Genomic DNA, 12,969 nt, shown 5'->3' with positions numbered 1-12,969 from the left:
TATAAATTTGAAATTATTACTTAGCGCTCTTTGCGAATTCTTAGCGCTCTTTGCGTTTAATTCATCACATTAAGTTAAGGTTTAATAAATCTTCTCTCGGTTCATCGAAGGAGCAGGAGCCGTATGATATTACAAAGTTTCTTCTTGCATTCTCTATCACTTTTATTGGCGACTTAAACTCTTTCCATCTGAAATAATCTTCATCGAATTTAAAATTATCAGCAACTTCATCTGATAGTATATTAATCAAATCCTGCTCTAATAAATCGTTTCCATACAATAAAACTCCTGCGCCAAACACATTCAGGAAGCCATGCATTTTTGTTTGAACTGATTCATTATAATGTCTTATCGGGTGATGAAGTCCGGCTGTGAATTTCAAAGGCAGCTGATTTTCATAGCATGAGTTTATAACATAAGCGATTTGTTCCGGAGTAGGGAAAGCAGATGCCTCTATTCCTCCTGTGCGGAGCTTAAATCCGCTTCGTGGAAATTTATCATCCTGTCCGAAAAAATCATTATGTCTTTTTAAAACTGATGCGAAATTATCTACCGATGATTTCCAGTCACCTTTCAAAGGCAGCTCAAAGAATTTCTTTACAGGTAAAATTAAATTTTCTTTAAAGATTGCTGAGACGCTATTCAGTATTTCATACATAGCGTCAGGATTATTTTCTAGTACTATATCTTCCGGAAGTCTCACTTCAAATGCATCAGTTGAAAATTTATTTTCTGTCTCTTTTAAAAAATTTATTATGAGATTTAAATCTTCGCTTGAACCTTTTATAAACTCTTCAACATTTGCTCCGCTTCTGCCAAGGACTGAAACGGAAAATGATTTTTTGTTCGTCTCATCTTTTTTTATTAACTCCGCAAGCGCAGATAACTGCTTAGCAGGACAAATGAACTTTGATAAAATCCATTCGTCATTTTCATTTATATATCCTGTGAACTGCTTATATGCTTCATTCAGTGGAAGAGAAGCCGGCGGAAAAAGTCCTGCGTAATCTATTAAACCCGTGAGTAACTTTTTTAAAGAATTTGTAATCATAATTAACAAAATTAGTTTAATCGCTTTAAAAGAAAAATGTAAACCACTTTCTTAATTTTATTTGCCGTGAAAACTCCAGACTTAAATATTGATTTTTCATACAGTGAAACTTACGCCCCCTCGTAAGTTTTCCTTTAATTTCGTGTTTTATCAAATATGAATTTTTTACAAATTCATAAGCATTTATAAAACAAAGAGCGAAGAAAATCATCAATCAATTTACAAAGATTAATTCAATTAGTCTATTATATCTTATACATTACTGCTAATAGGTGAAGATATAAATAAATCACTTTACAACAATTTCAAAATATTTGTACTTCCGGGCAGAAATTATAATATAAAAAAAATGCCCGGACGCATTACACGTACCGGGCATTCATTTTACAGATACTACAAATATTTTTTATTTCACTAATACCATTTTTAAAGTTTTACTGAAGTCTTTTCCTGAAGTAGATTTCGCTGCAATTCTATAGAAGTAAGTGCCGCTTGCAAATCCTGCTCCGTTAAACTGAATTGTATAATAACCGGCTGTCTGCTGCTGATTTACCAATACATTCATTTCTCTTCCCGTCATATCATATATTCTGATTTCAACTTTTGAATCGAACGGCAGCTCGTAATCAATCTTCGATGTCGGGTTAAACGGATTAGGATAATTCTGACTCATTCTGAAATCCTTTGGCAAACCGACCTCTATTTCATTGTGCAAGTCATAATATTTGAATGTCCCGTTGTAGTCAATCTGTTTCAATCTGTATTTATATTTTCCAATCTGTAATCTTCTGTCATCAAACGTATAACTCTTCGGTGTATTGGAATTTCCTGCTCCGCTTAATGAACCAACTTTGCTCCAGTTTTCAGTGGATGATAATTTTCTTTCTATTTCAAAGTTTGCAGAATTTCTTTCCGATGTAGTAGTCCATTTCAAAGTAACATCATTTCTGTTCACAGATGAATTAAAAGCAGAAAGTTCAACAGGAAGAGCATTGTCAAGTCCTGTAAAAGTAAACAATGAAAATGATGTCTGGTTGTGAGCAATTGCTCCTGTGAAATTTCCGTTATTATCATACATACTTCCCTGAATGAAAGTCCATGTTGTTCCGTTATCCTCACTCTTTGCAAGTCCTAAGTTAGATGATGCAGGCGCAGTGATATTATTAAGCTCTCTTTCATCGAAGGCAAGTTTCAGATCATAATCCAATCCTGCATTGGTTCCTGAGGGAATAATTTTAAAATAACTGTTACCATAAGAACCTGATGCATTCGGGGGATTTGTTCCGCCGTAATAATATAAAGCTAAGCCGGAAGGCTGAACAGCGGAATTAAATTTTATGGTTCCGTAATATCTCTCATTATCATAAATAGGATATTCCTGACCTATATCAAAAGGCCCGCTGATTATTATTGGATTGGGCTCAACACCCGGAGCAACTTCAAATGCGCCAATTGTTGTTGCGCCTGTTGTTAATGATGTTGAACGCGGAGTACCGTTATAATCTGTGGCAACACTTGGTGTTGTTGCCGGATAACCCATACCTTTTACATAGTATGACTCAGCATAGTTTGATTTAATTCTCAAATCACAATTGAATGCATCCTGAAAGAAGTTTGATGGATTAATTGTGTTTGCAATTCTTGATATCGAATTTGCGTCTCTTCCAAAACTTGCCAGTCTCCAGTTATAAAACGAAATGGATGAGCCGGCATTTTCAAAAATCCAGGCATCAAACTGACCTCTTCCGACAAAGAAATTATAATTGCTAAATAAGCCGTAATCCAGATTTTTATTTCCCATAGCAAAGTGAAGTCCTGAACCTGAGAAGGCAGTTCTATCATTGTAGAAAATATTATTTTGGCACACCCATGTTGAAGAATTAAAGAAAGGATTTTCTCTGAAAGCGCAATATGTATTAGCCGTTCCCGTAGATTGACCTCCTATATAAACTGTGTTGTATAATATGTTTACAGTAGTTGTTGAGCCCTGGTCATTTATTCCCACTATTGGCTGATTGTCTCCGCCTGTCGGCTGAATCCGGATTTGATTGTTAGTTATGTTCATACTATTGAACGTTCCTGCGCTAAGCAAATAAATTCCGTATAACCCGTTTGTAGAGCTGTTGGGTGCTATATTAATTTTGTTTCTGGTGATAGTAGTGTTCTGCGCTTCCAGAATGTACATACCGTAAACGGTTTGATTCGTATATGTATCGTATATTTCATTATCAGAAATGAGATTTGTGCCATAAGCCTGAAATCTCAGCGGGAAAATTGATGCTCCGTAATTTGCCGACTGATGAAATTTATTATGTGAAATAGTTACGTTCTGATTCGAAGCAGCCTTATCCATACTTATACAGAAACTTGAAAAGTCCACAAAGTCGCAGCTGTCAATTTTAGTTGCAGTGCATCCTGAATCATTTCCGAAAGTATTGGCAAAATAAATTCCGGTGCGATATCTTCCGGGATATGTTGCGTTAGACGGCTTGAAGTCGCAGTTACTTATTGTGTTGCTGTCGCATCCTGTTGTTCCTGTGAAACTGCTGTATAAAACTACAGGGTCTGATGTAGCATTGCTTTCGAAAATACAGTTACGTATTGTATTTTTGTGAGCATTTGTTGCATAGTAAACAATAGCTTTGGATTGATCTGTTGAACTTACATTGTTTACAAACCTTAAATATTTTCCTGTTCCGGTATTCGGGCTTCTTCCATCGATAGTTAAGTTTTTTATGTTATACATATTTATGTTGTAAGATACAAATGCGTTATCATTGTTTTCCATTGTTCTTACAGTATTGCCGTCAGGTCTTATTGTTACTTTGTAATTATTTGGATTTTGATTTCCGCTGCCGTCAGTTAGTCCAATTTGATCGTTGCCGGAAATATCTCCTCCTAAAATTAAAGTTATGTCTCCTGTAATTATCCCATTACTGTAATAATTGCTGAACTCCGCAAAAGAATTGTACAATGGAAATCCTCCCGCTTTTATATAATATGTACCTTGTATTCCTAATCTTAATTGATAATTATAGATATACCCTGAAGGCTGCGAAGTTACATTTACCAGCGGAGTTCCCGGATATGCTCCGTAACCATTCGAGTTAAAATTTCCCGCTTCATCTTCTGCTGAGACAAAATACTGAATATTGGTTGCGTCTCCTGTTAATGTCGAGGAGGGATTCATAATAGAGTAATCAATAACAAATGAATAATATCTTTCTGAGCCGGCATCTGATGTTGTACCTGAATTATATCTCCAGCCCATTGGGTCAGAAGATGAGTTCGTAGCAACAGGTAAATTTGCATTTGGGTCATCGCTTCTTTTAAAATAAACTCTTGGCGTGTTTGTATTAGAAGGAGATTTATTATCGGATATCCATACAAAATTTGTAAGTGTTCTTGAATTATTTGTAACCAAGTCCTGTGAAAGCTGACCGTAATAAATATACGGCTCCTGCAAATCTATTGTTGGGTCACCATAGTCAGCTTCAAATGCTCCCATATCGGGTCTGTTTGTGCTTGGCAGTGCTCTGCTGTTTCCATTGAAATCAGTATTGAAAAAAGCATTCAGCCTTGAGCCGCCATTTGATTGTTTGTTATTCATAGGCAGAGTTAAATCGGGCGGTGAGCTTCCGGGATTATTATACTGCGGGTCAGATGAAAAACAAAATGCACCATTACCGCTAGTATAAGATTTAAAATCTGAAACATTGGCAATTTCTGTATTGCTGCTTCCAATAAACATACCGCCGTTATTTAATGATGTGATGTTATTATAGCTGATAATTAAAGAGGAAAATCCGGAGAAGTTTGTCTTTATTCCATAATGTCTTCCTGTAAAATAATTAGTAGCTCCGGTGCTTGCCCGCGCATTATAAAAAATATTATTATATAACTGGGTATTCGTTGCGAAATTTATATAATAACCCGCCGTGTTTGTTACATTGGATGACTGTGTTCCCCCTATGTAAATACTATTATAAACAATTATCTTTGCCTGAAAACTAGAATCATTTATAGCTTTAATTGCAGGATCAGTTGTAATACCGCTACCGAGCGAAACAACATTGCAAACAAGATAATTACCGGTAAATCGAATCCCTTCGATTGTAGATATATTTGAGGTTTGTGTCTTTATATCATAAACAAGATTTCTTCTGTTATCAGCTCCTCCTGCAAATAATCCGACGGCATAAACGTTGTTTACAGTGGCATTGGTATTAATAATATTATAAATTTTGTTGTTTGTGCAATTTGCATAAGCATAAATACCTACAGCACCTCCTGTAATTCCTGCAGCGCAGCTGTTAGTATTAATATCATGAACAATATTTGAATCACATGTAATGCCGAAGTTTGGAGTTGAAATAAACATTCCCATTGCTCCGCTTCTTGCTCCTGTGCCGCATACCGAGCTCAGGCTGTTAACCTGATTTCTTCTGTATTCACAGGGAGTACCATTCGAACTAAGATAGTAAATTCCGTAAACCTTTGAGCTTCCCGTTGAAGATGAACGAGCTTCAAGATCTTTTATGGTGTTATCGGTTACACTGAATGTTCCGGCATTTCCGTTTGTTTTCATTCCATAGCATACAGCCGAATCGCTGTTAGTTCTTGCCCGGCAATTTCTGATTATATTGTTTCTAAAATTCATTGGCGGAAACACACCCTGCTCAATATTTAATCCTGAAAAAATACTGTTTACAGTTGTTGTTAACGTCCCGACTGAAATAGAGTTCGGAGATGCAATAGATGACGAATCTCCTATGATATTATTTTGAATATTAAAAGTACTTGACGACTGTATATTTATTGCATAAAATTTAGAAACAACTGTGTTCAATGAACCTGACACCTCAATTGAACCGAATGTATTATTTCTTACATATACATTTCCGCCAAAGTTGGAAAAGTACATTCCTGTCGCGAATGCCGTCCCTGAGTTGTGAGTAATCTTTACACTTGATGCGCCGCTTGTTTTTCCTATTCTGTTTGAATCAATGTAAGAATCATAAAATGTAGTAAAGTTAATCCCGCACCATGAACCCGTTACTGAGTTTGAAAAAATTCCTGTAGTAAAATCAAAGCCGTCTATAACATTGTTCCTTATAATTGTTCCGGTTTGAGTGGCAACTGATGTTATACCTGTGAAGGTAGTATTAGCAGATGAAGAAATTGTCGCCGGTGATGTCTTTGTTGTATCGGTATAGCCTATTATGTTTCCTGTTATTTCGCACGTGTTAGAAATGCCCTGAGTAAAAATTCCATAAATCTGTGTTGACCCTATTGGAGAGAATGGAACTGAATAATAGATACTATTATTTTTTATTTTCCAGTTTGAAGCTGAGCCCCCGCCGGCTACATAAATTCCCCCGCAGATATTATTCTGAAGTAGCACATCGTGAATCCGGTTTTCTGAAACTGTTATGTTGTCTGAAGTGAATGAAGAATAAATTCCGTACTGAGGAAATGCCGAGCCGGAAACGTTTCCTATATCGTTTCCCGCAATTACTATATTTTTATTTCCGCTTGAAGTTGCAGGACTTGCAATACTAATGCAATAACCGGAGTTAGACTGAATAAAGCAATTTCTTACAGTATCATTTTGCGCATCATTATATAAATAAAGCATAACCGAGTTAAAAGAGTTTTGAATGCTTCTGAAAGTTAAAGGACCATATCCGCCGGGCAAAGTACCGTCGATAGTCATATTATCAACACCATTAAATAAAAAAGTTGAACCCCCGATATTGTTATCAACATTTATCGGTCCCAATATTCCCGGTCTTATTTTAAGCGAAGAATAGCTGGCACCTCCTGTTCCGGAAGCATTAAGAATTATCCCAAAGTTAGTGGTGTTAGCATTTATAGTTATTACTATATCGCCCTGATGAGTTGCGTTGTTGATAGCAACGAACGCAGAAGATAAGTTAGAATAAGTGGCTGCTGTTGTTCCTGACGTTGCAGTAACATCAACCTGTGAAAATGATTTTATAGGCAAAATCAATAAAGCCAGAATTAGTAAGATGAGTGTTTTCATATCTGTAAAATTATATTGCATCAAAACTATACAAATAAGTCTGCCTTAAAAAATTAAAATTCATATATTTTCTTACAGGATTTAAATTATTGATTTCTTATGTGTATAAGTTCGATACGAAATTTTTCTCATAAAAATTCGTCCGGAATTTTGGAATGAATTTCTAACTTACCAAAAGGTTTAAATATTGTTAAATTTAATACATGGAGACGGAAAGATTCCTGATAAAGAATTCATATACTGATTCCGACGAAATTGTTGAAGTAAAAAATCCTTTCACAAACAAAGTTGTAAAGAGAGTTTTCAAGAGCAGCAAGGAACACGTTAATCAGTCCCTAAATTACCTTTCATCGATTTATCCGAAATATAAATCAACTCCAACTTATACTAAATCCGGCCTACTAGCAAAAATTTCACAAAAAGTTTCAGATAAAAAAGAAGAGCTTGCTCAGTTAATAACACTAGAGACAGGCAAGCCTATAAAATTTTCACGTATAGAAGTAGAGAGAGCTGTACTTACTTTTCAGTTAGGAAGCGAAGAAGCAAAAAGAATTGAAGGCGAAACGTTATCTCTGGATTTATTAAAAGGCTCGGAAGGCAAGAAAGGAATTGTACGAAGATTTCCTATAGGAATTATTTTAGCTATTACTCCATGGAATTTCCCGATCAATTTAGTCGCGCATAAATTATCGCCTGCACTCGCCTCGGGCAATGTTGTTTTGCTAAAGCCTGCAAGCGCATCTTTATGCTGCGGAATTGAGCTTAGCAAAATTGTAAAGGAAGCAAGCGAAGAGATGGGATTAGATTATTGCCCCGTAAATGTTGTAACATCATCAGGTAGTGACATTGAAGAATTTTTAGGAGACGACAGAGTAAAATTAATTTCTTTCACAGGCAGCCCGATAGTCGGATGGGGACTGAAGAAACATACTTACATGCAAAAGCTTTCACTTGAGCTCGGCGGAAATGCAGGAGTAATAGTAGATGAAACTGCCGATATAAAACTTGCTGCGCAAAAAATTGCAGTCGGCGGATTTGCTCAGGCAGGCCAGAGCTGTATCTCTGTGCAGAGAGTTTTCGTACATAAAAACAGGTACGAAGAGTTCAAAAAAATAATGCTGGAAGAAACAGCAAAAATGAAATACGGAAATCCTTTTGAAGAAGATACAATGATTGGTCCCATGATAAATGAAGGCGAGGCTAAGAGAGTTGAAAAGTGGATTGAAGAAGCAAAGGAAACCAGCGCGAAAGTTTTAACGGGCGGAACGAGAGATAATGCAGTAGTTCAGCCGACTATTATTGAAGGCGCAAATAAAAATTTAAACGTAAACAGCAAAGAGGTCTTTGCGCCTCTTATTACAATAAAAGAGTTTGTAGATTTTAAAACAGCAGTGGAAGAAGTAAATGATTCCGACTTAGGCTTGCAGGCAGGCGTATTTACAAATAACTTTGCCAATGCAATGTATGCCTATGAGAACATTGAAACAGGCGGTGTAATAATTAACGATGTTTCAACTTACAGAATGGATTCAATGCCGTATGGCGGAGTAAAACAATCAGGCAATGCAAGAGAAGGTGTGAAGTATGCAATTGAAGAGATGACGGAAAGAAAGGTGATGGTGTATTAGATAATTATTAATTTGAAATGGCTCCGGAAGGGGGTTCAATTCCTTTCGGATCAATTTGAAATTAAAACTTAATTATCATGTTCAAGAAAATACTGATTGCCAACAGAGGTGAAATCGCTGTAAGAGTCATTAACACTGCCAGGGAAATGGGAATTAAAACAGTTGCTGTTTATTCTGATTTCGATAAGTATTCTTTATTCGCACGTAAAGCCGACGAAGCCTTTCATATAGGCGCATCACCTGCAGCGCAGAGCTATCTGCTTGCAGATAAATTAATTGAGATTGCAAAAAAATCGGGAGCAGAAGCAATTCATCCCGGATACGGATTCCTTTCTGAAAGAGGATACTTCGCAAAACTATGCGCAGATAACGGAATAAAATTCATAGGACCAACCGAACATGCTATCGATTTCCTCGGAAGCAAAACTAACGCAAAAGATATTGCTGTAAAAGCAAACGTACCAACAGTACCCGGAACTCACTATGCTTTGAAGTCAGTTGAAGAAGCAAAAGAAGTTGCCGATAAGATCGGCTACCCTGTACTGATAAAAGCATCAGCAGGCGGCGGCGGGAAAGGAATGAGAGTAGTAAACGACCCGAAAGATCTGGAATCATTTATGAGAATGGCGCAGAATGAAGCGCGCTCCTCATTCGGTGATGACAGCGTATTTATAGAAAAATATGTCCTTGACCCGAGACACGTTGAGTTCCAGATTCTTGCTGATGAACATGGTAATGCAGTTCATCTTGGTGAAAGAGAATGCTCAATGCAGAGAAGACATCAGAAAGTTATTGAAGAAACTCCGTCTGTTATAATGGATGAAGCTTTAAGAACAGAAATGGGTGAATGCGCAAAGAGACTTGTGATAGAATCGGGTTACACAAATGCAGGAACAGTTGAATTTATTGTTGACTCAGATAATAAATTTTACTTCTTAGAAGTTAATACAAGATTGCAGGTAGAGCATCCTATAACAGAAATGCGAACAGGACTTGACCTTGTAAAAGAGCAGTTGAAAATCGCTTACGGTGAAAAACTATCTTTCAGACAGGAAGATATTAAACTTCATGGAGCAGCCATCGAGTGCAGAATAAACGCTGAAGATGCTGATAATAATTTTATGCCTTCAATAGGAAAAATAAATTACATGTCAAAAGAAGGCGGAAACGGAATCCGTGAAGACAGCGGTATTGAGCAGGGCGATGAAATTTCTGTTTATTATGATTCAATGATTTCAAAATTAATTTCTTACGGACCGGACAGACCTACAGCAATTGCAAAAATGAAAAGAGCTTTGAAGGGATATAAAATTGCCGGAGTAAAAACCAATATCAGTTTCTTACTCAGCCTGCTTGAATCAGATGCATTTATGTCAGGAAAATATCACACACAATATATTGAAAAGACCTTTATGAAAGAAATGAAAGATACTGCTGCTACAAAAGATATGATTCTTGCAGCATCGCTTGCATCAACTATTTTGAAATCTACAAACGGAAACTCAAATCACAAAGCAATTCTGAAAAACACATCAGAGAGCAAGTGGGCAATCCGTAAATTCGATAACTTTAGATAAAATTTTATGAGCAACTACCAAACTAATATAACAGGTCAAACTGATACAAACGGAATAATTCTTAACGGCAATAACGAATTTTTATTCAATGATAAGAATTATACGTTTGAATATAAAATACTTGATAAAAGCATTCTGCTTCTCCGCATCAACGATAAAAATTATATTGTTGAATACGAACTGAATGAAGATGAAAGAGAGAACAATGAGTTTACTTTTAATATAGACTCGCATAAAATTACAATGGTCTGCAAGAATGAACTTGATATACTTGTTGATAAAATCGCCGGCGGAAAGAAAGATAAGAAGCAGAAGAACGATATTATCTCTCCAATGCCCGGAGTTATTTTGAAAATGAATGTAAAAGAAGGCGATGAAGTAAAGAAAGGTGATGTTATACTTGTACTCGAAGCAATGAAAATGGAAAACGAAATAAAAGCAATCAGGGACTGCAAGATCAAAAAAATTAATGTGGAAGAAAAGAAATCTGTTAATAAAAACGAATTACTTGTAGTATTAGAGTAAATTTTAACTGATTAATGGCAGAACCTTTAAAGAATATGTTCAGCAAAGAATATCTCAATAACTTTGCTGATGTATTTGTAAAAATTTATCCGAAGTTTGATAAAGCAAAATTTTTAAATCTTGTTTTTGATAATGACTGGGATAACAAAGAATTAAAACAGAGAATGAGGCATATTTCGGTATGCCTCCACGCTGTTCTTCCCTCCGATTATAAAAAATCCGTTGATATATTAAGAAAAGCCGTAGTTCATTCCAGAGGTTTTCTTGCAATGACTTTTCCTGACTATGTAGAAGTTTACGGTCTTGAAGATTATGATACTTCTATATCTGCATTAGAATTATTTACGCAGTATGGCAGCAGTGAGTTTGCCATCCGTCTGTTCATAATAAGGTACTCTAAAAAACTAATGCCTCAGATGTTGAAATGGGCAAAACATAAAAATTATCATGTGCGAAGATTAGCGAGTGAAGGAAGCCGTCCCAGACTTCCGTGGGCAATGGGGCTGCCCGAGTTTAAAAAAAATCCTTCTGAAGTTTTAAAAATCCTTGAGATTTTAAAAAATGATGAATCTGAATACGTAAGAAAAAGCGTTGCTAATAATCTTAACGATATATCAAAAGATAATCCTGATATTGCATTTGAAACTGCAAAGAAATGGTTCGGTAAAAGTCCGAAGACCGATTGGATAATAAAGCACGGACTTCGCGGACTTCTGAAAAAAGGAAATGTAGAAGCATTAAAATTATTTGGATTTACAGGTGCAGAAGGAATTAAAATATCCGATTTAAAATTTGATAAGAATAAAATTAAAGTCGGAGAAAAAATTACATTCAGCTTTAAGATGAAAACCGATAGGGAACAAAAAATCAGATTAGAGTATATAATAGATTTTATAACTTCCTCAGGAAAGAACAGCAAAAAGATTTTCAAGATAACTGAAAATGTTTATGAAAAAGGAAAGATGTACGAATTTAAAAAGTCACATTCATTCAAAGACCTTACTGTAAGAAAACACTTCAAAGGAAGCCACACTCTTTCAATAATCATTAACGGCGGGAAACTTGCAGATAAAAAATTTGAGATTATTTGATAGATACATTTATTATATTTAACCTTCATTTAAAGTAATAACCACTAAATGTTTTTAGCTTTTGCTTCTTTAATTGCGGCAGTTGTTCCGATGTTCACTTATTTAATTTTAATATGGTGGCTCGACCGTAATGACCGCGAACCGTTCTGGCTTGTCTTCCTGAATTTTTTCTGGGGCGCAACTGGGGCAATCTTTCTGGGAATAATCGGCAGCCTGATTTTTCAAATACCGTTAAATCAGGTAATTCAGGAATTCAGCAGTGATAATCCTGCGCAGTTAATGGACTTATCGGGAGCAATTATTACTGCTCCATTAGTAGAGGAATTTACCAAAGGTATTTTTCTTTTTATGATGTCGTATAATAAACGATTCGATGGAGTTGTGGATGGAGTTGTTTACGGCGGAGCAATCGGTCTCGGATTCGGAATGACGGAAAACTTTTTATATTTCGTTAATTACGGCAACACACCTGAATCATGGTTATACTTAGTAATTATCCGAACTCTTTTCTCAGCAGTGCTGCACTGCTTATCTCAGGCAACGTTCGGAGCATTCATCGGTTACGCAAAATTCAAATCAGTACCTGTTAAGTTATTAGTCATACCTTTAGGTTTTCTTTCAGCGGTATTCATTCACTTTACATGGAATTTAACAGTCAGCTTTGAATCAACTTCTATTTTAGGATTTTTATTTTTAATAATGTACTTCATTGCTTTCTTTGCAATCTTCCAGATTGCTGTCTACTACGAAGGCAAAAAAATAAAATTAGAGCTTCACGAAGAATCACAGAACGGAATCATACCTGCAGAACATCTGAATTATCTTCCATTTGTAACAAGAAGAAGTAAATACGGCTGGTGTCCGCAGGGGGTAAACCAAAGAGATTATGTTAAGACGGCAATAACTCTTGCTGTGAGAAAAGATCAGTATAAAAATTCAAGAGGATTAAGAAAGAGCGACTACGAAAAAGAAGTAGCGCTTCTGAGATATAACATACAAATGATGTTCTATAATGCTTCGGTAAATTATTACTCAAAGCAGCAGCAGTAAA

The 12,969-nt window shown here is 35.9% G+C and carries 7 protein-coding genes; 5 read left to right on the top strand and 2 right to left on the bottom strand.

Annotation, left to right across the window (positions count from 1 at the left end):
• Window positions 1-64 precede the first annotated feature (64 nt).
• Window positions 65-1,051, bottom strand: coding sequence for a hypothetical protein (locus JST55_06305; GenBank protein ID MBS1493100.1), 987 nt, complete (start codon window positions 1,049-1,051; stop codon window positions 65-67).
• Window positions 1,052-1,457: 406 nt separating this feature from the next.
• A complete protein-coding gene (locus JST55_06300) occupies window positions 1,458-7,097 on the bottom strand; it encodes a T9SS type A sorting domain-containing protein (GenBank protein ID MBS1493099.1) in 5,640 nt (1,879 codons plus the stop codon).
• Between the two features lie 203 nt (window positions 7,098-7,300).
• Here JST55_06300 and JST55_06295 point away from each other — a divergent pair, with 203 nt between their 5' ends.
• The 5 genes from JST55_06295 (at window position 7,301) to JST55_06275 (ending at window position 12,968) form a co-directional block, all read left to right on the top strand.
• Complete coding sequence (locus JST55_06295) at window positions 7,301-8,725, top strand: aldehyde dehydrogenase family protein (protein ID MBS1493098.1); 1,425 nt, start codon at window positions 7,301-7,303, stop codon at window positions 8,723-8,725.
• Window positions 8,726-8,796: 71 nt separating this feature from the next.
• Window positions 8,797-10,302, top strand: a complete 1,506-nt coding sequence (locus tag JST55_06290) for an acetyl-CoA carboxylase biotin carboxylase subunit (GenBank protein MBS1493097.1) — start codon at window positions 8,797-8,799, stop codon at window positions 10,300-10,302.
• Between the two features lie 6 nt (window positions 10,303-10,308).
• On the top strand, window positions 10,309-10,827 hold the full coding sequence (locus JST55_06285) for a biotin/lipoyl-binding protein (protein ID MBS1493096.1): 519 nt from the start codon (window positions 10,309-10,311) through the stop codon (window positions 10,825-10,827).
• A 14-nt stretch (window positions 10,828-10,841) separates the two neighbouring features.
• Entirely contained in the window at window positions 10,842-11,918 is a 1,077-nt protein-coding gene (locus JST55_06280) for a DNA alkylation repair protein (GenBank protein MBS1493095.1), read from the top strand.
• Window positions 11,919-11,966: 48 nt separating this feature from the next.
• A complete protein-coding gene (locus tag JST55_06275; GenBank protein ID MBS1493094.1) occupies window positions 11,967-12,968 on the top strand; it encodes a PrsW family intramembrane metalloprotease in 1,002 nt (333 codons plus the stop codon).
• Window position 12,969 lies beyond the last annotated feature (1 nt).

Source organism: Bacteroidota bacterium (genome assembly GCA_018266835.1).
Classification (GTDB): Bacteria; Bacteroidota; Ignavibacteria; order Tepidaquicellales; family Tepidaquicellaceae; genus JAFDZO01.
The sequence above is the reverse complement of the archived record's forward strand: the minus strand, read 5'-3'. Positions and strand labels throughout refer to the sequence as shown.